The following is a 25,570-nucleotide window of genomic DNA, read 5'->3' on the forward strand; positions in this document are numbered from 1 at the left end:
TCTGGCGCTCTGAGGGGCACGGGCGTTGGGGGGCCGGCTAGGCGAGGGCGGTTTCGTCGCCTCGTTCGGGGAGGAGGGTGGTCAGGTGCTCGCGCTCCATGAAGGCCCAGTCTTCCGGGTCGTCCTCCCAGTCGATGCGGTCGTCGGTGTCGAGGGCGGCCAGGAAGTCCTCGTGGAGGCCGTCCGGGTTCTGGCGGACCGGGTCGGAGAACTGCCACACCTCTACGGCGGCCCTCAGGTCGCCGCGGTCGGCCAGCAGTTCGGCCAGCCGCCTGGTCGTCGGGGAGGCGTCGCCGTAGGCGCGGGCCCACACGTGCAGCGCGGCCTCCGGGTCGCCGTGCTTGGCCAGTAGTTCGCCCAGGCGTCCCGCGGCGTTGCGGTCGCCGGCCTCGGCCTGGGCGCGCAGCTTCGCGATCTCGTCCTGGTCCGGCATACCGCCGTCTGTCCGAATTTCCATTACCGGTCACCTCTTCCGGGGGCAGCAAGGGCGCTGGCAAGGAACAGCCGCTCCGGAAAAGTAACCAATTCAGAGAGCCTCAAACCGCTTCCTTCCAGCGAGTCGGCCGGGGTGTTCGGCGGAATCCGGGGTGGCGCCCGCCCGGTCCCCGCCGTTTCGCCGGGCATACCGGACGCCCGCCGATAATCGTCAAGACGCCCCGCGCGGCCCCGGGCATTCGCTCGCTTTGGAACGGGCCCGCCGATACCGCACCGTTCGAGGGAGGGCAGGAGGATCGGCGTGCATCACCAGCGGTCCGGGGCGTCCCAAGAGGGGCACATTGGTTGAACGCCGCCGTCGGGTCGAAATATTTCCGGTCCCGCTCCCCGATTCCCCCAGAGGCCTCTTTTGAGATTCTCTCGCGGGGTTCGGCCGTTTCCGGAGACATACCTGAGGCGGCACCGGGCTGAGGGGTGACCGCGACAGGCATACCTCTAAGGAACGCGCGCTGATCGTCGCGGGCGTGACCGGCGCGTGGCCTGCGCTGATCGACCAGGTGAAGGACGCGGCCGTTCGCGGAATCAGCGGCCGAACATGCCGCCCCGAGGCCGCCGGTGCGTCCCCCTCGGCCGCCTCGGCGCCCCGGCGGGGACCCGGCGGCGGCCCAGGCGCAGCTGGGTCAGCAGGAGCGAGAACGCCACCAGCAGCGCCGCGAGCCACGCGATCTGCGTGCTGGCCATCCGCTCGAACGTCAGGTCCTGCGCGACGGGCGCCTTGTTGCCCTGGAGCCGGCTCTGCGGCGTGCCCGACCCGGCGACGGGGCTCGGCGCGACGGACGGGTTGGGCGCCTGGATGGACGGCAGCGCCACCTGGGGGTTCGGCGCGTCGAACGAGGAGTTGGGCGACGTCTGCACCGACCCGTTCGTGTTCACGCCGCCCCCGGAACCCGTCCCGGACGACCCGCTTCCTCCGCCGGACCCGCCGTTCGACGTCCCCGAAGAGGAGGACTGCGAAGCCGTGGGCGACGGCGTCGTGGGCTTGCGCGACGTGGGCGTCTTGGACGGCGTGGGCTTCGGTGTGGGCGTCTTCGTGGGCGGCGGCTTGGACGGGACGACGTACTTGAACGTCGTCGCGCCGGAGACGGGGGAGAGGCCGGCCGCGTCGACGGTCACGGTGATCGTGTACGTCGCCGTCTTCTTCGGGCCCTTCTCGGGGACCGTCACGTGCGACCTGACGGGGGCACCGATCTTCCCCTCGGCGAGGTCGCCGACGGCGCACTCCTCCGACTCGAACGGCGCTCCGCAGTCGCCGGTCACCGTCGCGCCCTCGAGGGACACCGTGACGTTGGTGACCTTGACGTTGGCCACGGCGCCGCCGATGGCCTTCACGGTCGTCGTGATGTCGAGCGAGTCGCCGGGGTCCAGCTTGGCCACCGACGAGGCGACACCTACGTCGAGCTTGCCCGGGGCGGGGGACGCGGGATCCGATCCCGTGGGGGAGGGCGTGACGTCAGCCACCGCTGATGCGCCTCCGGCGGCGAGGACGGCCGCCGTGCCGAGCCCAACAAAGATCGGTTTGACCGCCGATCGGCAGATCACTGCCGCCGCACCTCCGTCGCGTCGCCGTTGAACGCCTCGCTCTGAGGGATCGCCTCGGGAGACATGCGAACACGGATCCCAGGGCCAAATCAAGCCCATCCGGGGTCAGATGAACTCTTCCTGGACGTCCTCTATCTCCGACCCGGGCGCCCACGCCTGCCAGATGCCCTGGTCGACGCGTTCGAGCCCCAGGCTTTCGGCGACCGGGGCCACCCCGCCCGCGTACTCGACACGCACCCACGTCTCGTGCTCGCCGACGATGACGAACCGCTCCCCGCGCCACCGGCACGTCGTCCGGACGTAGCGGAGGTCCTCGATCTCCGACGCCGGGACGATGCGGCGGAAGCGCCCCGGCCGCAACTCCTCGAAGCCGTCCGTCGGACCCGGCGCGTAGAGCCTGATCTCCCCGTCGGCGCCGGGCGCGGCCTCGAAGTCGCGGCCGAGCCACCGCGCGACGTACCCGTCCCGGATCACTGCGCGGCCTCCGTCCGTCCGTCCCACGCGTCGGCTCCCGCGTCCGGCCGCAGCCAGGCGAGCCGGTCGGGATCGTACATCGCGATGAACCGCTCGGAGCGGTCCCTGGCGAGGTAGTACATCTCCGCCCCGTACGGCAGCCGGACGCTGGCCGCCTTGTACTCGCGGATGGACCCGGCGCTCCCCGGCGCGAAGCCGCTCCCGAGGAACGGGGGCCGCTCGACGACCCAGCCGGCCTCGCCCCAGGACGCCATCTCCTCTGCGTCCCGTCCGCCGAACGGGACGCGGTACAGGTCGGGGCAGTACGCGGGCCACCGGATGACGTACACGCCCTCGTCGTCGAGGGAGAACGGCGAGTCGGCGTACAGCAGCCCCAGCGCCTCGTAGAGCTGGACGGGCGTCTGCAGCTCGGCCACGTCGTTCGTCGAGTGGACGAAGCCGCCGACCCGGTCGTAGCCCTGCTCCAGGTACCAGGAGACGTGGCCGTGCGGGACGACCTTCTGCATGATCGTCGGTGAGGTGACGCGGTCCTCCGGGTCGGCCGCCGGCTGCGGGACCGCCTCGCGCCGCGGCGGCGGCAGCGGGACCTCCGGCCGCGCCGGGACGAGCCCGACCCGCACCGCCCACTCGCTGAGCGAGCGCACCTGGTCCCCGTGCAGCGACGCCCCGATGTGCGTCCCCGGGTTGAGCACCATGGCCCAGTCCTCCCGGGGCCACGCGCCGATCAGCTCGCGGAAGTCGGCGTACACGAACCGGGACTTCGGCAGCACCTCGCGCAGCCGGACCAGCGACGTGAACACCTGCACGGACACCGCGTCCCGCAGCGCCGCGTCCCACCGGAACTCCCGCTGCACCGGCGTCATCTCCAGCGGCGCGTCGTCGGGGATCGGCACGAGCACGTTCGCGTTCAGCAGCACGCGCAGGAACGCGTCGGAGTCGCCGGCCGAGGCCGCCTCGTAGAGCTCCTGGTCGATCCGGTTGCCCGGCTCGAACTCGGGCTCGGGCTCCTCGACGGCGCGCAGCGCCCGAGCCGGATCGGGCTCCCCGCCCGGTGCGCCGCTCCCGCCGTCCTCGACCGGGCCGGTGCCGGCGGGGTCCTGGATGTCAGACGGCACGGCATCCCGCGGCGCGGCGCCGGCAGGCGGGACGGCTGCGAGGCCGCCCGGCTCACCGCCGCCCACGGCAGGGGAGGTGCTCTCCGTGCCTGGCACCGCCTCGCCGGGAGCCGCGGGGGCGGCACTGTCGAACCAGTCGCTCTGACCACTGTCCACCGCGGGTGGCGTCCCAGGCGTGCCGCTCGATAGTTCGCCGCCCTGCGGACCGGCGCCGGTTTCCGGCAGAGCGCCGCCGGTCGCGGACGGCGCACCGTGGTGGGTCGCGTCCTGTCCGGGAGGAGCCGCCTCGCGGGGCACGCTGGGGCCCGCCACGCGACGGTCGGCGGGGTCCGGCACGCCGGGTGCGATCCCGCCGGCCGGTGGCGCGGCGGCGGCGCCGGTCTCACCCAGACCCGCACCGCCGGGGGAGGCGGGGTCCCGTCCGGCCATGTGGCCCGGGTCGGCGGACGCGTCGACCGGCGCGCCGGGCGGCGCCGCGTAGGGACGGCCCGCGTCTTCCGGCACGCTCGGCGCGGCCCCCCGGGGCTCGAAGTCCTGAGGTGCGCCTCCGGAAGCGGCGGCGCTGTACGGGGTGTCAGACAGAGGGTGGTCAACGTCTCCGGGCGCGCCAGGCCCGGGCGCGGAGCCGGGCTCCAGAGGGCCGCTCGAAGGAGCGGGCACCTCGGGAGCGGCCGCGTCGGCCGGAATGCCGGGTGTCCCGCTGAGGTGGCGGCCAGCCTCGCCGGGTGCGCCCGGTGCGATGCCGGGAGGCTCGTTGCCCTGCGGTGCGGTTCCGGGGAGGCCGGGCTCGACGCCCCCGCCCGACTGGTCGGTGAGGCCGGGAACGGCCGGGTCGGGCGCTTCCGCGGGACGGCGGCCGGGCGCCTCGACGTCCCGAGGTGCGGCCCCGGGAAGACCGGGCTCCGCGACGCCGCCCGGCCGGTCGGTCGTGCCGGGAACCGCCCCTGCGGCCAGCGCCGCGATGTGGGCCGGGTCGACGGCCGTGCTGGACGGGTCCGAGTGGCGTGTCGTATCTCCCGGCATGCCCGGCGCGGGGCTCGACGGCTCGTTCGCCGGACCGCCGGCGGCGTCCCGAGTGGCAGCCGCATCGGCCGGTGGGGTCTGCGGGGGTATGCCGGGTGCGCCGGGCTCGGGCATGCCGGTTCCGGCGGGGTCGGCTCCGACGGCCGGGGCGGCGTGAGGCACGGCGGGTCCCGCCGTGTGGTGGCGGCCCGCTTCTCCGGCCGGGCCGGGGGCGGCGCCCATCTCACCGAAGTGGGCCGGGGCCTGGGGCGCGATCCCGGGACGGCCCGGTTCGGCGCCGCCGCTCGCCGGGTCGGGCGCACCGGGCGGAACCGGCTCGCGTCCGGCCATCGGGTCAGGGCCACCGGCAGGGCCGGGCGCTCCCGCGTGGTGGCGGCCCGCCTCCGCGGGTGCTCCAGGCGCGGGAACGCCAGGGTCGGACACGCCGGGCGCGGCCACTCCAGGACCAGGCGCTCCAGGAGCGGGGGCACCGGGCGCGGGTGCTCCGGGAGCAGCCGCTCCAGGGGCGGGGGCACCGGGCGCGGGCACGCCGGGTTCGTCGGTCGGCGCAGCGCTCGCGTGGCGGCCCGGCGCGGCGGCACCCGTGATCGGGGCGGGCGACGCGGCGGGGGCGCCGGCGTGGTGGCGGCCCGTCTCGCCGGCGTGCGGCGGGTCGGCCGGGACGGCGGGGGCCACCGGAACCGCGGGCGCGGCGGGAGGCGGCGGCGCCGCGGCGGACGGCGGAGCGGGCGGCCCGCTGAGGGTCCGCACCTTGTCGCCCGGCATGGACGCGTCGATGGGGGTGCCCGGATTGAGGACGAGCGTCCAGGACGCGTCCGGCCACGCGGTGACCATCTCCAGGAGGCTCGGCATGATGAAGCGCGACGACCCGATCGCCTCGTTCATCCACTTCAGCGACGTGAAGAGCTGGATCGACGTCCGGCCGTGCACGGGGACGGGGCGCCACGGGAACTCGGCGTCGCCGGGCACGATGCCCCACGGCGTGTCGGCGTCCACCGGGACGAGCACCTGAGCGCCGAGGAGGATCTTGAAGAAGGCGTCGGTGTCGCCGCGGCGGGCGGTGTCGAAGAGGCGCTGCTCGATGTCGTTCTGGGGCTCGAAGCGCTCCGTCATGCGCTGGGCGGCGCGCTGGTCGGCCCAGGTGGCGAGGCCGGGGAGCTGCTGCGCGAGGACGGTGCCGCCCGCGGGGGAGCCGGAGTTGATGGCGAGGAGCCAGTCGTGGTCCGGCCAGTACCGCAGCACGACGGTGAACGGCAGCGTGATGTGCTCGGTGCCGGGCCCGGACGCCTCGGCCAGGCGCTCCGGCGAGGTGAAGACCGGGACGACGGTGGAGCCGTCGACCTCGCGGGTCTGCCAGGGGAAGCCGGGGCGCCCCGGACGCAGCGAGTAGTCGAGGTCGCCAGGGACGGGCAGCAGCACCTCGGTGGCGGCCAGCGTCTGCAGGAACAGGTCGTGGTCGTTGTTCGCCGCGGCCCGCAGCAGCTCGCGCTCCACGTCGTTGGCCGGCTGGAACTCCGCGCGCGGCGTCTCGCGCGGCAGGTCGCGGTGCTGGTCGCGCAGCTCCTCCCACGGCGGGGACGCCCGGCCGACCTGCGGCGGGCGCCCGTCGCCGTCCGCGACCTGCCGGACGAACCACGACGGCAGCCGCGCCTCGATGGGAAGGGCGGCGGGGACGCCGCGCGCGGGCGCGTCGACGGCGAGCCACCAGCGCTCGTCCGGCCAGCCCTCGGCGATGTCGCCGAACCGGACGGTCAGGAAGTGCTCGTAGGACGGGCCGAGGCAGGCCCGCATCGCCGCCGCCGAGGTGTAAACCAGGACGTGGACCCGGCCGTCCTCCTCCTGGGTGGGCCACGACGGCTGCGCCTCCCCCGCGAGGACGCCGTCCACCAGGTCGGGCGGAACCGGGATGACGAGCTCGCTGTCCGCGAGGAGGCGGAAGTAGCTCTCCTGGTCGCCGGCCCGTACGGTCTCCTGCAGTCGGTGCTCTAGTTCCGACGTGGGTCGCCACGCGTCGGCCACGGTCGCCACCCCCTGTTTCTAGCGTGCTCGTCCCCGCGCGACTGCCTACGCTACATGGGCGAACAGGATTAAAGAGCACAATCGTCTGACCGCGCGCGGGAGTTCGCAGGTCAGTGCGCTGTCAGCTCCGCGAGGGCGGTGAGGAGCCGGTCGATGTGCTCCTCGACCGTCCCGATGCCGATGCTCGCGCGGACGGCGCTCCCGTCCTCGCCCAGCAGGTGCCGGACGAAGGGGTGGGCGCAGAACTTCCCGTCGCGCACGCCGATGCCGTGCTCGTTGGACAGCGTAAGCGCCACGTCCCGCGCGTTCCAGCCGTCCACGGTGAACGACACGATCCCGACGCGCGGAGCACGGTCGCCCCACAGCGTCAGCTCCCTGACGTGCGGGAGGGCGGCCAGCCCCGACCGCAGCCGCGCCACCAGCGCCTCCTCGCGGGCGGCGAGCGCGTCCCAGAACGGAGGCAGCGTCTCGCACGCGGCGGCCAGCGCGACGGCGCCGAGGACGTTCGGGGAGCCCGCCTCGTGCCGCTGCTCGGCGGAGGGCGCCCACCGGGTCGTCGCCCCGACCGAGGCGCTGGCGCCGCCGCCCTTGAGGTAGGGCTCGGCGGCGCGCAGCCAGTCGGCGCGTCCGGCGAGCACGCCCGTGCCGAACGGCGCGTACAGCTTGTGCCCCGAGAACGCGACGTAGTCGAGGCCGAGGGCGGTCATGTCGAGGGGGCGGTGCGGGACGAGCTGCGCCGCGTCGACCGCGATGCGGGCGCCGTTGCGGTGCGCGACCTCCGCCAGCTCCCCGATCGGCCACAGCTCGCCGGTCACGTTGGAGGCGGCGGTGACGACGAGCAGCCGCGGCCCGACCGGGCACGAGCGCAGCGCGCGGTCGGCGGCGGAGAGGGCCTCGGCCGGGGTGGCGGGCGCGGGCAGCCGCACGGCGCGCCTCCACGGCAGCAGCGACGCGTGGTGCTCGCTCTCGAAGACGACGACGCTCGTCCCGGCGGGGACGGCGTGCGCGAGCAGGTTCATCGCGTCGGTGGTGTTGCGCGTGAACACCACGGCTGAGCGCCGCCAAGCGCCGAGGAACGAACGGACGGTCTCCCGCGCGTCCTCATAGGCGGACGTCGTGACCTGGGACGCGTACCCCGCGCCGCGGTGGACGCTGCTGTAGTACGGCAGCGCGCGGGTGACGGCCTCCTGGACCGCCTCCAAGCAGGGCGCGCTGGCGGCGTAGTCGAAGTTGGCGTAGGGGACGCGGCCGCCGCGCACCGGGACGGGGGCGTCGGCGCCGACGACCCGGGGAAGCGGGCGAACCCGGACCCCCTCGGGACGCGTCACAGCAGTCGTGATGGGGGAGCGGGCGAGCAGCGTGGGCATGCCTGGACCTTCCAGGGTCAGGGACCCCGGGGCGGCGCTGGTGGCCAGGTGCACGATCGGGGTCCGCGCTTGCCGGGACGCGGTCTCGCGTCCGGCCAGGTCTTCACCCGGGGCACCCCATCGCGGACGAAGGGTTGCCGACCAGCAAGCCGGGGCTTCGCGCTGGCGCTCATGACCTCATGCGGAAGTATAAGCGGAGCCGATCGGAGATCAAGGGGAGGGTGCGATGCGGTACCGGATGGTCACGACGCTGGCCGGCGGAGCGCTGGTGCTCGGCGCCCTCGGCGGGTGCGGGGGGCTGGGCGGCAACTCCGGCCAGGTGTGCACCGACACGAAGAAGGCGTTCCAGCAGTACGTCGCCCAGGTGCGGAGCGTTCCGGCGGCCGAGCCCGCGCGGTGGCGGGAGGCGACCGAGCAGCTCGCCGGGCGCGTCGACGGGCTGGCGAAGCAGGCCGACGACGCCGACCTGAGCAAGGCGCTGAAGGCGGAGGCGGACAGGCTCCGCGCCGCCGCCCCCGGGGTCGGCGCCGGCGACGTCTCCCAGCTCGACACCGTGATCAGGGAGACGCCGGCGACGATCGGCAAGGCCTGCGACTGAGCAGGCCCCGCGCCGGGCGGGTCGTGCCCGGGCGGGTCGTGCCCGGGCGGACTACCCGCCGCCGGTTGCGCCGCCTCCGCCGTTGCCGCCTCCGCCGGTTCCCCCGCCGTCGCCCGTACCGCCTCCGTCGCCCGTTCCTCCACCGTTTCCACCGTCTCCGCCGCCGTCACCGGGCGGCTGCGGCGGGATGATGGTCGGCAGGTCGGTCGGGGGCGACGGGACGTCGGGCCGGTCCGTGGGGGGCGGCGGCTCGACCGGCCCGCCCGTGTCGGGCGGCTGCGTCCCGCCTGGGGGAGTGTCCTGGGTCGGGCCGCCGAAGCCGCTGCCCGGCGTCTCCGAGGGCGATCCGAACGACTCGGGCTCGTAGCCCTTGATGTTCACCGCGTCCGACATGTACGAGCGCCACATCTGCGCGGGCAGCTGCCCGCCGTACGCGCCGTAGCCGGGGATGTTCAGCGGCTTGCCGTCGCTGCGGAACATCGCGACCGTCGTCGCCATCTGCGGGATGAACCCGTTGAACCAGATCGCGCGGCCCTTGTCGGTGGTGCCGGTCTTGCCGGCGACGTCGCGGCCGTCGGGCAGCTGCGCGCCGGTGCCGGTGCCGCCCTGCACGACCTTCTGCATGGCGTAGGTGGCGTCGCGGGCGACCTGCTGGCTGAACGCCCGCTCGCCCTTCTCGGTGAACTTGCGCTTGTGGTTCTCGTTGTCGGTGACGGACTTCACCACGAACGGCGTCCGGTGCACGCCCTCGGAGGCGAACGTCGAGTACACGCTGGCCTGCTCGACCGGGTGCAGCGACACGATGCCGAGGGGGAACGTGGCGGCGTCGCGCTGCTCGGCGTTCATCCGCGCCGCGGGGATGCCCATCTTCTCGGCCATCGCGGCGATCTTCTTGTTGCCGACGTCCTGGCCGAGGTTGACGTAGGCCGTGTTGATCGAGTGCTCGGTGGCGGTGACGAGGTTGACCGTCCCGAAGCTCTCGTTGCTGTCGTTGCGGATGGACGCGCCGCGGAAGTACTGCGGGGAGCTGCCGTCATAGCTGGTGGACAGCGTCTTGCCGTCGTCCAGCGCGGCCGCCAGCGCGATCGGCTTGAACCCCGACCCGGCCTGCGCCCAGTCGCCGAAGGCGCTGCTCAGCGCCTCCTCCAGGTAGCCGCGCCCGCCGTAGAAGGCGAGCACCTGCCCGGTGGACGGGTCGACCGACACCGCGCCGGTGCGGATCTTCTTGCTCATCCCGTTCGGGGCGTTGTTCTCGACGGCCTGCTTCATCGAGTCCATCAGCCGCTTGTCGAACGTCGTGGTGATCTTCAGTCCGCTGCGGTTGATCTCGTCCTCGCTGTAGCCGCGGCGCTCGGTGAGCTCCTTCTTGGCCACGTTCACCATGTAGCCGCGCTGGCCCTTGAGGACGTCGATGATCTTCTCCTTGCCGGGGGCCGGGAAGGTCAGCGAGGCCGCCTCGGACGAGGTGAGCGCCCCGTCCCGGACCATGTTGCCGACGATCGCGCGCCAGCGCTGCTCGGCGTAGGCGCGGCGGGGGCCGGTCGGGTCGGCGAAGTTGCTCGGCTGCTGGATCGCGGCGGCGAGGTAGGCGCCCTCCGCGGGCGTCAGCTTCGAGACGTCCTTGTCGTAGTAGGCGTGCGCGGCGGCCTGCACCCCGTAGGCGTCGCGGCCGAAGTAGATGGTGTTGAGGTACTGCTCGAGGATCCAGTCCTTGTCCTTCTCCCGGCCCACCTTCAGGGAGACCATGATCTCCTTGAGCTTCCGGGTGACCGAGCGGTCCTTGCCGATGCCGCCGTAGTAGTTGCGGACCATCTGCTGCGTGATCGTCGAGCCGCCCTGGAGCTGCTTGCCGGTCGCGGTGGACCACAGCGCCCGCGTGGTGCCCTGGACCGACACCCCGGGGTCGCTGTAGAAGCTGCGGTTCTCCGCGGCGATCACCGCGGCCCGGGTGCTCTCGGGGATCTTGTCGAGCTTGACGGCCTCCCGGTTCATCCCGGTCTTGGCGATCTGGGTCTTGCCGTCGGAGTAGTAGAACGTCGGCCCCTGCGCGATCGCCTGCTCCTGCGCCGACGGCACCGGCGTGAACAGGTAGGCCATGCCGAACGCGGCGATGCAGAACCCGATGAAGCCGAGGATCAGGAACAGCACCCGGCGGAAGAACCGCGACCTGCGGCTGCGCGGCGGCTTGCCGGGCCCCTTGCCGCCCCCGCCCCCGCCGCCGCGCCCTGGTCCGGAACCGGGCGGCGGCCCTCCGGCATCGGGGTCGCGCAGGGACGGGTCGCTCCCTGAGGCGGCGGGCTTGGAGGCGGCGGGCATGGTCTTGGTATCTCCGGTCGCCGCCCCGTAAACACCATCCGCCCCGGCGACACCTTCGGACCCCGCCGCACCCTCCGCCTCGGAGGTCTCCGTGGCGCCTTCGGGAGCGGTGGCCTGTCCGGAGGAGGCCGGATCTTCGGGCGTCGCGGTGTTATCGGCGGCGGGCGATTCGCCGTCGTCACCGGTGCCCAGGGCCTCTCCGTCGCTCTTGTCGTCGTTTCGAGATATGTCGCCGTCGTCGGCGAATTCGGCGTCTGGGGCGGATTCTCCGGGGACGGGTTCGGAATCCGCGGTCAGCGTGGCGGTCGCGGGACCCTCCGTGCCGGCCGGCGCCCCGGCCTCGGTGTCGTGCCGGTCCGCCTGGCCCGTCCCGGAGCGCACCTCGCCCTCCGAGATCTTCTCGCTGTCGCTCACAAGCCCCCCGTGATTAATGCGTTACAGACGATACCCGAGGGGATCCGTGCGCCAGCCGCCCAATGCGCATCCACGGCATCCCATAGGAGGACGGGCAATCCGTCTCCCCGGTTGTCGTGGCGGATGTCGCAATCGGCGGACTTTCGGAGAAATGCCGAGCGGCGGGGACCCGGGTGGGGTGCCCCGCCGCTCCGGCGCACGGCCGCGCCTCGGTCAGCTCACTTGTAGACCTTCGCGAGGACGTCCACCACGAACACCAGGGTGTCGTCACCCTTGATCTTGGGCGGGCTGCCCTTCTTGCCGTAGCCCTCGTCCGGCGGCAGGACGAGCAGCACGCGGCTGCCGACCTTCGCGCCGGTGAGCCCCTTGTCGAAGCCGGGGATGGTCTGCCCGAGGCCGATCGGGAACGTCGCGGGCTGCTTGTTGTCCCAGCTGGAGTCGAACTTGTCGCCGGACTTCCAGATCTTGCCGGTGTAGTTGACGACCGCCTCGTCGCCCTTGGCCAGCGCGGGGCCGTTGCCCGCGACCAGGGTCTTCGCCTCGAGCTTCTTGGGCGCGTCCTTGTCGGGGACCGTCACCTTGGGCTCCTTGCCGGCGCCCTTGTCCTCGACCTTGGGCAGCGACTTGTCGTCCAGCTTCTGCGCGGTGCCCTGCGGCTGCTGGCTCTTCGGGACGACCGCCTGGACGTCCATGACGAACAGGATCGCGTCCTTGGCGGAGATCTGCTGCGGGCTCAGCTGGGTGAGCTCCTTGGACGGCGGGAGCTGCATCACGACCCGGCTGCCGGCGGACTTGCCGACGAGGCTCTTGTCGATGTCCTTGAGCCCGCTCTTGCCGACGACGAGCTTCATGGGGCCGCCGCCGCCCTGCTGCTGGTTCTCCTCGTAGGACGAGCGGACCTTCTCGCTGGAGCTCTTCACCCGCGAGTTGTCCTCGTCCTTGGCGTTCGACCACTTGTAGGTGGCGAACTGGACGAAGACGGTGTCGCCCTCGGCGGCGACGGGGCCGCCGCCCTTGATCGGCGTGCTCACCCTGAGCGTCTTGGTCGGCTCCAGCTTGTTCGGGATCTCGACCTTGGGCTCGGTGGCGAACTTGCCGGTCACCTCGACCTTCGGCCCGGGGCGGCTGGCCCACCAGTACACCCCGCCGGAGATCGCGAGCGCGGCGACCACGATGCCGGCGATCATCATCAGCCGGCGCTTCTTGGCCTCCTTGGCGGTCAGCCCGGACGGCCGGTTCAGCCCGCTGCCGCGGCCCGCGCTGATCCCGTGCGGGGTGAACTCGGGGCTGCGGATGCTCTGGGCGTTCGGGATCTTCGCCTTCGCCTTGACCGCCGGCTTGCCCCGGGGCTTGTCATCCTCGGACATGTTTCCTCACTTGCTCCGGGTTCGACGACACCACGAACGTGACCACCCTTCCAGGGCCGGGCTAAGCACAGTGTGAAATCCGGGTGAAGGAGGCCGACCCGCAATCTACCGGCCGCACGCAAGGAGCGGTGTCATCTGGCAGGGGACAGGGGAAGCGGCCAGGATATCCCCGCCGGCGGCGTGACACACGCAATCACGCGTCCGGGGATGGCAGGCTTGGGGGATGCGCCTCGCGACGTGGAATGTCAACTCCGTGAAGGCACGCCTCCCGCGCCTTCTCGCCTGGCTGGACGAGACGAAGCCGGACGTGGTCTGCCTCCAGGAGACCAAGTGCCGCGCCGATCTCTTCCCGGCAGCGGAGGTAAAGGAACTCGGGTACGCGACGGCAGCGCACGGCGACGGGCGGTGGAACGGCGTGGCCGTCCTTTCCAGGGGCGGCATCGAGGACGTCTCGCTCGGTTTTCCGGACGAGCCCTCCTACGGGGGCGAGGAAGGGAACGAGGAGGGCCAGATGGAGTTGGGCGAGCCCGTCCTCCTGGCCCCCGAGGCCCGCGCGATCGGCGCCACGTGCGCCGGCGTCCGGGTCTGGTCGCTGTACGCGCCGAACGGCCGCACCCCCGAATCGGCTCACTACGCCTACAAACTGGCTTGGTTCGCGGCCCTGCGCGACGCGCTGGCGGCCGAACTGGCAGAGGGGGCCTCGCTGGTCGCCTGCGGCGACTACAACGTCGCCCCCACCGACGACGACGTCTGGGACCCGGCCGTCTTCGCGGGCTCCACGCACGTCACGCCTCCCGAGCGGCAGGCGCTCGCCGACCTGCGGGCCCTCGGCCTCCACGACGTCGTCCCGAAGCCCATGAAGGGCCCCCGCCCCTACACGTACTGGGACCACAAGGTACCTTGATGCACCTTTAAGCCACAAGACGAAAGCCCCCGATGGCTCAGGGGCTTTGACGTCCTGTTCGTCCTGGACTCAAGCCGCGTACGTGTCGAGTACCTCGTGTACCTCGGAGATGTCTCGATGCTGCTCTAGCTTCGTCAGGACGATGCGGCCTCGCCGGGCCGTCCGGTCGCTCGCGAAGTCGGACGAAAGATCAAGCATCCGTCGCGCCGCCGTGGCGGCCTCCTCCGGCTCGTTGGCATCGACGAGGGCGACGGCTAGCCATGAGAGGTAGAGAGCCAACTCGCGAGTGTGCGTCGAGTCGTACCGGCCGAGCACCTCTTGCAGGAGGGGCACGGCGCGCAGCGGCTTGCGAAGCTCCGTGTAGACGCGGGCGTCCATCACGTCGAGTTCCTCGGGTGAGACCCAATACGCCCACTCGGGCGACTCCTGCGAGTCCTCGCTAGCCATCGCCTCGTGGGCCTCCACGAGAGCGCGCATCGCTGGTTGGGCGTCACCTGCCTTGGCATGTGCCCATGCGACGCGGTCAAGGTAGAGCGCGCGGGCCTTGGCGGGTGCGTCCGGCCCTGCCTCCTCCAGCGCGGCATGGGCGAGACTGACGCCGTCGTCTTCGTGGTCGGTGTTGGAGAGTTGATAGGCCAGACTCCCGGCGAGGTTGCCCACAAGGGCAAGGTCTCCGGCCTCTCGGGCGGCCGAGACTCCGAGCCTGTAGGCGCGTGCGGCCTGGTCGTGCTCGCCTGCGTCGCTGGCGATCCATCCCGTGATCTGGGCTATCTCTCCGATGCTGCTGAGAAGCGAGCGGCCGGTGTCCTCGGAATGCGTGGTCTCGCGGTAGAGCCGGACGGCTCCGTCCAACTCTCTGAGCGCGGGGGCGAGTAGGTCACCACCGGCTATGACGTCGTCGGCGAGGCGTAGGCCGTGCGCACGGTCGGCGAGAGCGGCGGCTGTGGTGGCACCGACCCGGCGGCCTGCGCTGCTCTCCAAGGGCCCAAGGTCGACACTGTCGGGCAGGAAGTAAGCGAGTGCCTCGGCCGGACTACGCATCTCGGTGCCGATGTCCTCACCTCGCGCGTGGGCTGCTGCTCGTCCAAGGGTGTCGTGCGGCACGCTGAGGGCCGTCGCCAGGGCGGGGAGCCACACATCGGGGACGCGCTCGCCTCGCTCCCATCGACTGATCTCGTGGCGCGTCACTGAGGCGGTGCCAGAGATACGGCAAAGCGCCTCCGCTAACTGCCGCTGGCTCTTGCCCGCGTCTCGGCGCAACCGTGCGAGGTACGCCCCGAACCGCTTGCGTTTCGCATCGCCCACGCTGGCCCCCTCTCTCCCTCAAGTCTGGCCCCTCCCTGGCCCCCTGTCTGGTGCCTCTAGGAGATCCAGCGCGAAAGACAAGCTCAGAGCCATGGAAACGCGGCGTGCGGCGCCGGTCAACCGAGATCGGCATTCGCTGCCGCCGCTCCGGTCCATCCCCCGGCGCTTGTTGAAAGGACGGTCCATGGCAACGGAGGCAACTGAGGTGACGGAGGCGCGGCGGCTGCGTGTCTGGGCGCTGGCGCAGGCGCTGAAGTCGCACGGGTACGCGGTGGAGGTGGCCGAGTCTCTCCCTCTGCTGGCGGTCCCGGCTGCCTTCGGGGAACCGGTGGCGGTGCGCTGTGATCAGCGGGCGGTATGCGGTGGTGAGTTGTGGTTCGTCTTCGGTGGCGGGGGTGCGATCGCTCCGGCCGATGACGCGCACCTGGCCGATGTGGTGGTGGCGGTCAAGGGCAAGCTCGCCGCGCAGGCCGATGGGTAGGCGCTCGTCGGCCGGAGTGGTCGCCTGGTACGGGCGGGCCACGGGGGCATGGTGGGCCATGGTCCCCTCGTCGGACGGTCCACGGCTGGTGGAAGCGGCCAACCCTCGTGAACTTCGGGAGGCGATCGAGAATCCGTCGACCTGGCCATGGCCCCAACGCAAGTTCTCGGCTCGTCCGTCCGGCCGGTGACGGCGTGAGGGCCGCGGCTTCCCTTGCGTGCTGGCAGGGTCGGGGCCGGTCGATGGCCGTAGGCCACCCCGTAGGGGCGACCGGAGGGAGTCAGCCGGCGCCGTTGCGGCAATTCCTCCTCAAGGGTCGTCCGGCCTGGAAGCCGCTGCCCGGCACCTCGTGCGGTGAGCCTTCGCGCGGGGCCTGGCTCGGCTTGCGCGGTGCGGTACGGGCGGGCCGTCCACGGTGGGGCGGGGCGGTGGTCGGGGCCGCGCCGCGAACGGCCCCCAAGGCCGCACGCGCAAGGCGCGGCGGCCGTCCACGGTCCCGCCCTGCGGTGGACGGGCCCAACCCCGCACCCGGCCCCGCGCCACCCCTGACGAGATCAGTCCCTGAGCGTCGGCTGTGCCGCGCGTTGAAGCTGGACGGTTCCGGACTTGCGCGGGGGCGGGGCCTCGTAGCCTCGACCGGCGGACGGGCAGCACCTGCCTGCCCGCAATGGCCCGTCGCGAGGCCCCGCGCGGGGTCCCCGCGCAAGTACGGAACCGGCCAGCGGCACCAGATTCGACCTTCTCTAACCATGATCAGAATTGGTCGAGCGTTCCCACAAGGAGCCAGTACAGCGGGCCTTCACAGGAAGGTGCACGTCTCGAAAAGATCATCCGGTTCAACTGTCTGTTTGCTACTTCAAATCAACTATTCGCCCGAATTTCAAGATCACTGCATCGCTCTCCGGGAACATTACGGATGACCTTTCGAGCGAACTTAGTGCGACCCAAAGTCGGGATCGCGAGAATCAAGACATTCGCCTTCAGCTTGGTGGCGTCTTTGGTCATTCCTCGATATATTGGATGGCGATCGAGCATCGAAGGCGGGGCTGTGAACTTTCCAAGCACCTTTCTAGGGCGTCCATGGTGGCAAGGAGTCAGTGCTCTGCTCGCCATAGTGGGCTTAGGGCTCACCATCATCGTCGCCAGCTGCGACGACCAAAAAGAGAACCGCACCCCTAAGCCAACCATTCAGAACAACGGAAACAATAATCAGAATGGCGACAACAACACTCTAAACATTCAATCTTATGCGCCTAAGATCGGGGCGATTGAATTTCCGCGCCCACGGCCGCTGGCGTACTACGTTTACCTCGATTCCATAGAGAGCCTCGGCTCCCCGCCAGAAGTCGATGCTACCCACGCGAGAGACAGTTGCAGCCTATGGGAGCAGTGGCTAGGAGCCAATCCAAAGATGTTCGCACTCGCTCCCTATAGCAATGTGGAATTGGTTGCAGGGAGTGAAGATGTAGTGGCAATTAAAAATATCCTACCGACAATCTACGGCGAAGCATCGATCCCTCCTGGATCCACGATAATAACCTGTCGCTATGGCGGCGCCCCTGCAGGTGATGGATTCACAGGTTACATAGATACTCGCACGAATCGAACCGAGGTCCGTGCTGGAGAGGGTGAACAGAAGACAATATGGATTCCCGACCGCTCTTTGAGTTTGTCTGAAAAAGGTTTCAGTTATGGTGCCTTTAAATTCAGATCGGACTCCGATCACGCCTACACGGGCACTCTCGCCATCGAAGAAAGCGTTAATGGTGAGAAGAGAACGCAGTCGGTCGGCGACAAAGCACGTCCTCTTCGCTGGGTGTCGAGCATAGGGCGAGAACTTCCCAAATATGGATGGGATCCTCAGAGGAAGAAATGGATCCACAACTACGTTCCACCTAACGCCAACAACTTGCCTGCAGATTAGGTGCCTTAAATAACTACAGCAGCCCCTCTCCGCCATGGTGACTCATAGCCGGGAGGATCGTCAGCGTCCGCGTAGCGGACGCCTTGACCCTGTAGTGAAACTCCTCGACGTCGGGCGGTCTGAGCTAGCTCGCCTTGGGCTCGCCGTCACGCTCGGTTAGCCCACGGCGGATGGCTCTTGCCTGCTGGATGCGGTTGCGGGCTTGTTCGGCCCAGAAGTGCTCGCCGTGCATGAGGCCGCTTCCGAGGTACTTCCATTGCCCAGTGGTCACGGTGGCGCGGTTGGGGTCGGGTTCGGGTCGGCCTTCGGCTTGGCGGGCTGTCTGGGTGGCGTGGTCGGCTCGGGCCTGGCGTAGCTCGGTGAGGGTGACCGAGTAGCGGCGGGACTTGGAGGAGAAGTGCCCGCCGTACCCCAGCATGTGAGCCCAGTTGCGTAGCCGTAGTTTCTGGTGCTCGGGCAGGTCAGCCAGGGCGAAGCACGTCCAGATCATGCGGCGCGCGTGCTCGGACACCTGCAACGAACTGATCTGGGTGGCGTAGCGGATGGGGCGGTCTACGGTGCCGGAGTCCTCGGCGCCTTTGGTGGCGTACTTGGCGATGTAGCGGGCTACGTGCTTGTCGGCGATGCCGTCCAGTGCGGCGGCTACCTGGATGGCCTGGGTGTCGAGTTGGCGGCCCCACCGCAGGACGAGCGGCGGGCTTGTCCCCTCCCGGTGCGGGGCCGGTACCTCGACCTGTGCGGCTGCGGCGCGGAGCGTGCGCTCAAGGAGTTCGGTGGTGGCCCATGGGGGCGGGGGCTGGTCGGGGCCGTCGGGTCCGTCCAATCGGACGACGGCGTGGAAGTGGATCAGGCCGCGCCGCTGGTACTCGATGACGCGGGCGTAGGAAAGGCGGGCCTGTTCGCGGAGGGCCTTGTGGGTGATGCCCAGCTCGGCCGTGATGAGCCGGGGGACGGTGAGGGTGAGGCGTCGCCACAGCTCGGGGGCGTGGGCGTTCCACAGCACGGCGGCGGGGTAGTCGTAGCAGTCGACGCAGATCGGTTGCCCTACCTGCGGATCGTCGGCCTGGTGCCGCGCACGGCACCCTTCGGGGCGGCCGTGCGAACACACGGGGTCGTCTCGGCGGGGTCGGCACAGCTGGGACTTCCCGGCCCTCTCCCGGTGGGCGTGGACGGCGCCGAACGAGGGGGCGGTGAGGGTGAGGAACACGCGCGGGTGGTCGCTGACCTCCTCGGGGACGCCCTTGCCTCCGGTCAGTCCGGAGATGATCAGGTGGTAGGTGTCGTCCCGGTACACCTCGGCGCACGCGGCGCAGCGGGACGCGCGCCGGTTCCCGCACGCGGTGATCAGGAACCCGGTCGGCTCGTCGGCGGTCGAGTAGGACTCGATCAACTCGCCGGTCTCGCCGTCCAGGGTGATCCGCTCGCCGCGTAGGCGTACGGGCTGTTCGCATCCGCCGGCGGACCGGATCATCTGGTGCCAGCGGTCGAAGTCAGGCATCGCCGCGCGCTGGACGGCGGCCGCCAGCTCGGGCGGTAGGTCGGGCATCTGCGGGCCGCTCATGCCGCGTCCCGCAACGGCTCGGCGTCCTCTCGGGGCTTCTGCTCGGTCTCGTCGTGGGCGAGCAGCTTCACGCCGAAGATGGTTTCGATCTTGCTCCACTTGGCGTCTGACCAGTGCGGCGATTTGCTGGCCTGGCGCTTTCCCCATGCGACAGCTTCCGGGCTGGGCTTCAACCCGTGACTCCTCTCCCTGGCTACGGCTAGGGAGCACGCGACGATCTCCGGGACTGAAGACACAACGACCTGCGGGCAGGCTGACGCCTGCTCGTTCCGGTCCGTGCTTCGCGCGAGTGGCCTTCTTCATGTGCCGTGTTAGCCAGGGCTGTTCGTTTTAGGTAGCTATTCGCGGGACGAGTCCCGCCCGGGCGCGCACCCGGTCTTGCGTGCCAAGAGCCCACCTTGGCGATCTGTGTATTTAGTGTGTTTTGCGGCTTTCTGCGTTGTTCGAGGTCACCTCACGGGACCCCCGCGACGGGAGCCGACCCCGTCCGCCACTCGCCCGTCTCGGAGTCGCTGGATGCGGCTCCGGTCTCAACTGTGCCACGCGCAACCGAAGATCAAACCTGCGAAACCCTCCTGCCCGTAGGGGTTTCGGGTGTGTGTGGTCGTTCGCTGGTGACCGTTGGCGTCCGCTGGCGTCCGTTGGCGTCTGGTCGCACGTGCCAGTAAGTGGCGCAGATCACATAGCAGAGGCCCCGGCTGGTCTTCGCCTCCGGGGCCTTGTGCTGGGGACGGTCAGTCCTCGCGCCATACCGGCTCAAGCAAGTCGGGGTTGAACGGGCGTCGCCCCTTTCCTGCTGGGTGGACGATCACGGCATGAAGGGCCTCGCGGATGTAGGTCCGCTTCTGGGACACGTCCAACCGGTCGTCGTCCGTGTCGGAGTACCAGCGGCGGCGGATGTCGGTCACGTCCTGGACGGCGCGTTGGGCGGCAAGGGAGTGCTGTTCGCGTTCGGCCCGTAGCCGGTGGATCTCGGGCTCAAGCCGTTCGACCTCGCCGAAGAAGAGGCTGTTGGAGATCTTGTGCGCGGCGAACCGCTGGCGAAGCTCCTTCATCTGCTCAAGCTTCTGCTCCAACTCGTGTTCTCCTAGCCACGGGCCCATGCCCGGCGAACGGACGTTCCGCTCCTCCAACTTGGCGAGAACGGCCTCCGAGATGAACTCGTCAGCGAGGTCGCCTCGCCGCGTGAGGCGTCCGCATCCCCCAAGGGATGGCGAGATGCAGGCGTACCTGTGCCAACCTGCTGACTTGACGAAGCCTGCGCGGAGGCCCTTGCCGCACATCGTGCCGTCCGCCAAGATCACCCCGCATCGCAGGATGCCGCTGAGGAGATACGAGTGTTCGCGGTGGTCCTGGGGGAGGGCGCCTAGGACCGTGCCGTCCTGGCGCACCTCCTTGCCCCGCCTGTTGGCGAAGAGGGCGTGAATCGCTCGCCACTGGTCGGGCGTGATGATCGGCTCCCACTGACCCGCTACCGGTTCGCCGCGCTCGTCGGTGATCAACTCGCCCCTGATCATGCGGAAGCCGCATAGGCGCGGGTTGACCAGTGCGCGAGACAGCGATCGATGAACCCAGACGTTCCCGCGCGGGGTCTTGATGCCCTTGCGGTTCCACTCGGTGCAGATCCCGCTGACCGATCCTCCTGCCAAGACTCGCTCGACGGCCTGACGCATCAGGGGCGCTTCGATCGGGTGGAGGGTCTTCCGGTCGTCCTGCCAACCGAACGGGCGGCCTCCCGACGTGAGAGCTCCCTCGTTGGCGCGGGCCCGATGCCAGTCGCGTACTCGGCGGCGGGTCTTCTTGACCTCCATCCGGGAGATCACCGCGCCCATGAGTCCCATGCTCTCGACGTCTTCGCTGTAGAGGTCCTTGAAGCCTCGCTTGTCGGCGTAGACCCTGCCCTCCTCGTAGGTGAGGGCGTCAACGAAGCGCTCGTAGTCTCCGGGCCTGCGGATGAGACGGTCGTCGGCGGTGACGATGCAGCCCATGACCGGCGTCCCGTCCGGGAGCCTGCCCTCGCGGATGACGCGAAGCATGGCCTCGAACTCCTCGCGCACGACCCCGTCCTTCATCGCGGACTTGTCGTTGTCCGAGAACCTGCCAACGATCTTGCAGCCGAGCCGGGCGGCCGTCTGCTCGTTGGCCTTCTTCTGGTCGTTGACGGTGTGCTCGTCCTTCGTCTTGTCGGCGCTGGCACGGGCGTAGTCCACTACGGGAATCAGGTCACTCTCGGTCATCGCCACAGGAGCCTCTCTAAAGGTGCATGAGGATACCTACTGGGATTACCGGGCGGGGGCGTTCCACAAGGACATGGGCATGCGCATCGACCTGTTCTACGCGAGCCAGGACGTCGCCGGGCGGGTCGGCTCCGCCTACGTCGACCGCGAGGCCCGCAAGGGCAAGGGCCCGTCCGATCACGCGCCGGTCGTCGTCGACATCGACTGATCGTCGCGGCGGGCGAGGAAGCGGCGCTTGCCGGCGTCGTCGGACTGGTCGAGGACGGTGAAGCCGTCCGGCAGCAGGGAGGCGGGCTCACCGGGCCGCAGGCACCATTCGGAGGGCAGGCGCGGGCGGTCGCGCCGGGCGGCCTCGGTGAACGCCTCCCAGGCCAGCAGGCCGCCGGGCAGGACGGCCCCGGCCGCGCGCTCGAAGACGGTGCGGTCCCAGAAGCCGGTGCACAGGACGAGCGCGTAGCGGGCCGCTCCGGGCCGCCATGCGCCGAGGTCGGCCTGGACGAGCGTGACCAGCGGTCCGAGCCCGCGGCGCCGCGCCTCCGCGCCGAGCCGGCCGAGGGCGATCTCGGAGATGTCCACGGCCGTGACGGCGCGGCCCGTCCAGGCGGCCAGCAGGGCGCTGCCGGACGGCCCGGACGCGAGGTCGAGCACCCCGCCGTCGGGCATCCCGAGCGACAGCGCGCGCTCCGCCAGCGGGTGGGCCCGCGAGGGCCCGGACGCGTCCGCGTACTTCTCGTTCCACCGGATCCTGTCCGGATGCTCCGCTAACCCCGCAGGCACGTCCTCCATGGGGACGACTCTAACGGCGCTCCGCGATCAAGAGCATGAACATGGCGGTCGGGAAGCCCTTGCGCCACCAGGGGTCGTCGCGGAGCTGCTCCTCCGTCGGATGCGGCTCGCGCAGGTCGGCGATGACGAAACCGGCGTCTCGGAGCGTTCCAGCGTAGTACTCCAGCGGCCGGAGCCAGCTTGTGATCATCGAAGGGGATTCCAGGCCGTCCACCATGAACCGCTGGTCGATCCCGCGCGCGGCGAAGTACCGCGACGCCGGGACGCTGTTCGCCGCGCCCTGCTCGGCGTTCTCCACGTAGAAGCAGGGGTGCAGGGTCAGCAGGACCAGCCGCCCGCCGCTCTTCAGGACGCGCGAGAACTCGCCGATGGCGCGGGTCGGGTCCTGGAGGTGGCTGAACAGGTGGTTGCACAGGACGAGGTCGAAGAGGTCGTCCTCCAGCGGCAGGTCCTCGACGCTGGCGCGGGTGAACGTGGTGCCCCCGTCGGACGCCGGGTGCGAGGAGGCCGCGTCGATCAGGCCCTGCGCCGCGTCGACCCCCGTGACCTCGGCCCCCATGGAGGCGAGCTTGCGGGACAGGTAGCCCTCGCCGCAGCCCGCGTCCAGGACGCGGCGGCCCGCGCAGTCGCCGACGGCCTCCAGGACGGCGGCGTCGGTCAGCTCGGTCCGGTAGCGGTCGCGGCGCTCCCTGATGATCCTGACCCAGTAGTCCGCGTTCGCCTCCCAGCGCGCACGCGTCAGTTTCGCGATGGCTTGCGCCGTGTCCTCCACCGGCTCCCCATTCTTCAAGGCCTGGTTCAGGCGAGGCCCTTGAGCCGCCGTACCAGCATGTTGCAGGTCTGTCTGATCCTTCTGTCCGCGCAGTCGACCACGCGCAGTTCCAGCGCCTGGACCAACTCGGGGATCTTGCCGCCGAACGCAGGGTCGCGCCGCAGCGCCAGCGGAATGTACGTCGACACCAGGTAGTAGAGGTAGGCGTCGTTGTAGACCGCGATCTCGCGGAGCACCTCGACGGCCGTGTTCCGCAGCGACAGGGAGCTCGGGAGGGCGAAATCGCTGCTGATCCGGCCGTCCCTGGTGTAGGTGGGGAACGACCATTCCTCGAGGGCCGCGTAGACGGGCGTCGCGTCGAGTTCCTTGCGGTAGCGCTCGGCGAGGTCGAAGTCGTTGGAGCTGATCAGGGAGCCCATCACCACGCCGCGCATCATGAAGGCGGCCTGGCGGCCGGGCACCTCGAAGCCGAGGTCGGCCTCCAGTTCCCCTGTCACCTTGCTGACCTGGTGCGTGAGGATGTTGAGCGCGAGGATCGAGTGGAACGAGTAGGTCTTGCGGTTCAGTCTGGGCGCCAGGTCGACGGACGAGTCGTAGAGCTTCTGGGGGTCGTCCAGAAGGCCCTCGTCGGGCGTGGTGGAGTAGAGCGCCTCCAGCGCGGTGTCCTGCTCGCGCCCCCAGAAGCGGGCGATGAACGAGGACGTCTTCTGCGTCGCCTGGCCGCGCATGATGTGCAGGCCGGCCTCCAGCGCGTTCAGCAGGTGCGGCTGCGCGACGGACGACTTCTCCAGGGCCCGCAGGTTCACGGTGAGGCCTTCGCCGTGCAGGTCGGCCACGAGTTCGTCGCGCCTTTTGCGGAGGGCGTGCGCCATGGAGTACTCGGCGATTCCCGGCACGGACGACATGAGGCTCTGCAGCGACCGCCCGCTGATCCGGTCGAGCCATTCGACGTTGTCCCACAACCGGAAGATCGTGCTCTCGTCGAGCCCGGAGAAGGCCGCCACGTCGGACATGTTGAGGCCCATGTCCTTGGTGATGTCGGAGAGGGACTTCGGCTCGCCGCCCGCTGTCATCATTCGCCTTAGATGTGGCAGTTGCTGGCGCTTCGATCGTAGCGAAGCGCCGCGCGGCCGGGACGGGTGATCGACAGATATGTCCGTCCTGCCGCAGGTGCCGGCGGGTGCCCCACCTCTGGTGGGCACCGCTTTTCTCGTGCGGACCGCGGAGCGCATTCGGCAGGTCACCCCGGGACGCGCCCGACGCAGCCGATGAGCGGCAGGGGGCGCGGGTCGCGCCGGGGGGCCGGCGCCGGAAGCCGGGCCGGGTAGGGGTCGAGCATCCGCAGGCTCGCGCCGATGCGGGCGATCTCGTCCATGCTCCGCGGCCGGAACGCCGCGTCGACCCCCTCGCACGGGCCGGAGACGGCGTCCAGCTCCGGCGAGCGCTCGGCATGGCTGATCACCACGTGGCTGCCGGGGGCGAGGCCGGAGACCAGCGCGGCGACGATGCCCGCCGGGTCGTCCTCGTCGGCGACGAAGTCCAGGACGCCGAGCAGGAACACCCCGACGGGCTCGGAGAAGTCGATCAGGCGGCCCAGCGCGGGGTCGGCGAGCAGCGCGCGCGGGGCGCGGACGTCCCCGGCGAAGGCGCCGGTGCCGTCGTCCACGGCGAGCAGGGCCCGCGCGTGCGTGAGCACCATCGCGTCGTTGTCGACGTAGGCGACCCGGCAGGCGGGGTCGGTCCTGCGGACGAGGTCGCCGAGGTTCTCGGCGGCGGGCAGCCCGCAGCCGATGTCGATGAACTGCCGGAGCCCGGCCTCCCTGGCGAGCAGTGCCGCGGCCTGGTCCAGGAAGCCCCTGTTCGCCTGGACGAGCCGCAGCACCACCGGGCAGCTGCGCAGCGCACGCTCGGCGGACTCGCGGTCAGCGGCGTAGTTGTCCTTGCCGCCGAGGAGGTAGTTGCACATGCGGGCGACGCTGGCGGACGACGTGCTGAGCGGGAGCCCGCCCCCCGGAGGGGACGGCTCGGCCCAGAGGGTCGGTCGCAGCGCCGCCCCGGGGGTCACGGCAGCCGCCATCCGTCCCGGATGCCGATCCCGAACCAGAAGGTGGAGGCCCCGTTCCTGCCCCGGGAGGTGCCGTAGTCGGTCGCGAGCGCCTTGATCAGGGACATCCCGCGGCCGCTCGTGGGCAGCGCGTCGTCCGGCTGCCGGGGCTGCGCCGGGGAGGCGGCACCGCCGTCGGTGACCTCGACCCGGACGTACCGGTCGACGTGCAGCACCGTCAGCGTGATCGTCCCGTCCCGGCGCGGCCGCGCGTGCAGCACCGAGTTGGTCATGGCCTCGCTGGTCAGCAGTTCCAGGTCGCCGAGCTCGGACCGGTCGGCGCCGAAGTGCTGGCCGACCAGCTCGCGGACGTAGGAGCGGCCGAGTCGCACGGCGGGCGGCGTGGCGGCGAGGTCGATCTCGCCGATCAGGCGCCCGGAGGACTTGCCGTTGCTGTTCCAGGCGGTCGGGATCCCGACTTCCAGCGATGGAGCGGGAGCGGGCACGAGCACGGGCCCTGACCATGTGTCTGATGCGTTCATGGCGGCGGTGGCTTCACGTCTCCGTGTCGGGCTGTAAGCGAACATGTGCTTCTCGGCCAAGTCAGTCGCGGACGTGGAAGTGAGACAACACACACTCTTACGCAGCCCCCGGGGGCCGGTCACCAACGCTTGCGCGCGTGCAAGGGCCCTGCCGCACCCTGGGACGTGTCACGCGCCGTCCATGATCCGCCACATGGCGGCGCCTTACGGGCCGTGTCAGGGAGGCGGCGGCGCCCGGAAAACCCGGATCAACCGCCCGGCCTGCGCCCCCAGGCGGAGATCAGCGG

The 25,570-nt window shown here is 70.7% G+C and carries 21 protein-coding genes and 1 riboswitch; of the genes, 5 read left to right on the forward strand and 16 right to left on the reverse strand.

What is annotated here, in order from left to right:
- Positions 1–37: 37 nt before the first annotated feature.
- The 5 genes from FKD65_RS33535 to FKD65_RS33555 all read right to left on the reverse strand — a co-directional run bounded on the left by FKD65_RS33535 (position 38) and on the right by FKD65_RS33555 (position 8,032).
- Positions 38–457: a hypothetical protein gene (locus tag FKD65_RS33535; RefSeq protein WP_141582386.1), complete on the reverse strand. Its 420-nt coding sequence runs from the start codon at positions 455–457 to the stop codon at positions 38–40.
- Positions 458–1,017: 560 nt separating this feature from the next.
- Positions 1,018–1,953, reverse strand: a complete 936-nt coding sequence (locus tag FKD65_RS33540; RefSeq protein ID WP_141582388.1) for a hypothetical protein — start codon at positions 1,951–1,953, stop codon at positions 1,018–1,020.
- A gap of 186 nt (positions 1,954–2,139) precedes the next feature.
- Positions 2,140–2,508 (reverse strand): hypothetical protein, encoded by a 369-nt coding sequence (locus tag FKD65_RS33545; RefSeq protein ID WP_141587235.1) that lies wholly within the window; start codon positions 2,506–2,508, stop codon positions 2,140–2,142.
- Positions 2,505–6,674 carry an SseB family protein gene (locus FKD65_RS33550; protein ID WP_141582390.1) on the reverse strand — a complete coding sequence of 1,390 codons (4,170 nt, stop codon included), beginning with the start codon at positions 6,672–6,674 and terminating at the stop codon, positions 2,505–2,507. Before FKD65_RS33550 ends, FKD65_RS33545 begins: the two co-directional genes overlap by 4 nt.
- Before the next feature lie 101 nt (positions 6,675–6,775).
- The gene (locus FKD65_RS33555; protein ID WP_141582394.1) at positions 6,776–8,032 is read right to left on the reverse strand and encodes an aminotransferase class V-fold PLP-dependent enzyme; all 1,257 of its coding nucleotides are present in this window, start codon (positions 8,030–8,032) and stop codon (positions 6,776–6,778) included.
- Between the two features lie 60 nt (positions 8,033–8,092).
- A riboswitch (SAM riboswitch) is annotated at positions 8,093–8,209 on the reverse strand.
- A 49-nt stretch (positions 8,210–8,258) separates the two neighbouring features.
- Between FKD65_RS33555 and FKD65_RS33560 the strand changes: the two genes are divergently transcribed.
- The gene (locus FKD65_RS33560; protein ID WP_141582396.1) at positions 8,259–8,630 is read left to right on the forward strand and encodes a hypothetical protein; all 372 of its coding nucleotides are present in this window, start codon (positions 8,259–8,261) and stop codon (positions 8,628–8,630) included.
- A gap of 51 nt (positions 8,631–8,681) precedes the next feature.
- Here FKD65_RS33560 and FKD65_RS33565 read toward each other — a convergent pair whose 3' ends face one another.
- Entirely contained in the window at positions 8,682–11,360 is a 2,679-nt protein-coding gene (locus FKD65_RS33565; protein WP_205718329.1) for a transglycosylase domain-containing protein, read from the reverse strand.
- Between the two features lie 218 nt (positions 11,361–11,578).
- A complete protein-coding gene (locus FKD65_RS33575) occupies positions 11,579–12,727 on the reverse strand; it encodes an FKBP-type peptidyl-prolyl cis-trans isomerase (protein WP_141582401.1) in 1,149 nt (382 codons plus the stop codon).
- A 223-nt stretch (positions 12,728–12,950) separates the two neighbouring features.
- Between FKD65_RS33575 and FKD65_RS33580 the strand changes: the two genes are divergently transcribed.
- Positions 12,951–13,631, forward strand: coding sequence for an exodeoxyribonuclease III (locus tag FKD65_RS33580; RefSeq protein WP_141582403.1), 681 nt, complete (start codon positions 12,951–12,953; stop codon positions 13,629–13,631).
- Between the two features lie 69 nt (positions 13,632–13,700).
- On the opposite strand, the gene FKD65_RS33585 is transcribed toward FKD65_RS33580, so the two are convergent.
- The gene (locus FKD65_RS33585) at positions 13,701–14,936 is read right to left on the reverse strand and encodes a helix-turn-helix transcriptional regulator (protein ID WP_141582405.1); all 1,236 of its coding nucleotides are present in this window, start codon (positions 14,934–14,936) and stop codon (positions 13,701–13,703) included.
- A gap of 184 nt (positions 14,937–15,120) precedes the next feature.
- Here FKD65_RS33585 and FKD65_RS33590 point away from each other — a divergent pair, with 184 nt between their 5' ends.
- Both FKD65_RS33590 and FKD65_RS33595 read left to right on the forward strand, forming a co-directional pair.
- Positions 15,121–15,417, forward strand: coding sequence for a hypothetical protein (locus FKD65_RS33590; protein ID WP_141582407.1), 297 nt, complete (start codon positions 15,121–15,123; stop codon positions 15,415–15,417).
- A 1,048-nt stretch (positions 15,418–16,465) separates the two neighbouring features.
- Entirely contained in the window at positions 16,466–17,341 is an 876-nt protein-coding gene (locus FKD65_RS33595) for a hypothetical protein (protein WP_141582409.1), read from the forward strand.
- A gap of 124 nt (positions 17,342–17,465) precedes the next feature.
- On the opposite strand, the gene FKD65_RS33600 is transcribed toward FKD65_RS33595, so the two are convergent.
- The 3 genes from FKD65_RS33600 to FKD65_RS33605 form a co-directional block, all read right to left on the reverse strand.
- Positions 17,466–18,902 carry a replication initiator gene (locus tag FKD65_RS33600; RefSeq protein WP_205718330.1) on the reverse strand — a complete coding sequence of 479 codons (1,437 nt, stop codon included), beginning with the start codon at positions 18,900–18,902 and terminating at the stop codon, positions 17,466–17,468.
- Positions 18,899–19,075: a hypothetical protein gene (locus FKD65_RS44530; protein WP_168221272.1), complete on the reverse strand. Its 177-nt coding sequence runs from the start codon at positions 19,073–19,075 to the stop codon at positions 18,899–18,901. Before FKD65_RS44530 ends, FKD65_RS33600 begins: the two co-directional genes overlap by 4 nt.
- Before the next feature lie 561 nt (positions 19,076–19,636).
- On the reverse strand, positions 19,637–21,139 hold the full coding sequence (locus FKD65_RS33605; RefSeq protein WP_240810386.1) for a recombinase family protein: 1,503 nt from the start codon (positions 21,137–21,139) through the stop codon (positions 19,637–19,639).
- A gap of 22 nt (positions 21,140–21,161) precedes the next feature.
- Between FKD65_RS33605 and FKD65_RS33610 the strand changes: the two genes are divergently transcribed.
- Positions 21,162–21,347, forward strand: coding sequence for a hypothetical protein (locus FKD65_RS33610; RefSeq protein WP_205718331.1), 186 nt, complete (start codon positions 21,162–21,164; stop codon positions 21,345–21,347).
- Here the strand turns inward: FKD65_RS33610 and FKD65_RS33615 are convergent.
- From FKD65_RS33615 to FKD65_RS33630, 5 genes are all read right to left on the reverse strand, one after another.
- Entirely contained in the window at positions 21,317–21,925 is a 609-nt protein-coding gene (locus FKD65_RS33615) for a class I SAM-dependent methyltransferase (protein ID WP_141582413.1), read from the reverse strand. The genes FKD65_RS33610 and FKD65_RS33615 overlap by 31 nt on opposite strands.
- Before the next feature lie 10 nt (positions 21,926–21,935).
- Positions 21,936–22,697, reverse strand: a complete 762-nt coding sequence (locus FKD65_RS44535) for a class I SAM-dependent methyltransferase (protein WP_168221273.1) — start codon at positions 22,695–22,697, stop codon at positions 21,936–21,938.
- Between the two features lie 26 nt (positions 22,698–22,723).
- Positions 22,724–23,773, reverse strand: coding sequence for a hypothetical protein (locus FKD65_RS44540; RefSeq protein WP_168221274.1), 1,050 nt, complete (start codon positions 23,771–23,773; stop codon positions 22,724–22,726).
- A gap of 164 nt (positions 23,774–23,937) precedes the next feature.
- Positions 23,938–24,774, reverse strand: a complete 837-nt coding sequence (locus FKD65_RS33625; RefSeq protein ID WP_141582415.1) for an SAM-dependent methyltransferase — start codon at positions 24,772–24,774, stop codon at positions 23,938–23,940.
- Entirely contained in the window at positions 24,759–25,253 is a 495-nt protein-coding gene (locus tag FKD65_RS33630) for an ATP-binding protein (RefSeq protein ID WP_168221275.1), read from the reverse strand. Before FKD65_RS33630 ends, FKD65_RS33625 begins: the two co-directional genes overlap by 16 nt.
- Between the last annotated feature and the right edge of the window lie 317 nt (positions 25,254–25,570).

This window comes from Actinomadura sp. WMMA1423, assembly GCF_006547145.1.
Lineage (GTDB): Bacteria > Actinomycetota > Actinomycetes > Streptosporangiales > Streptosporangiaceae > Spirillospora.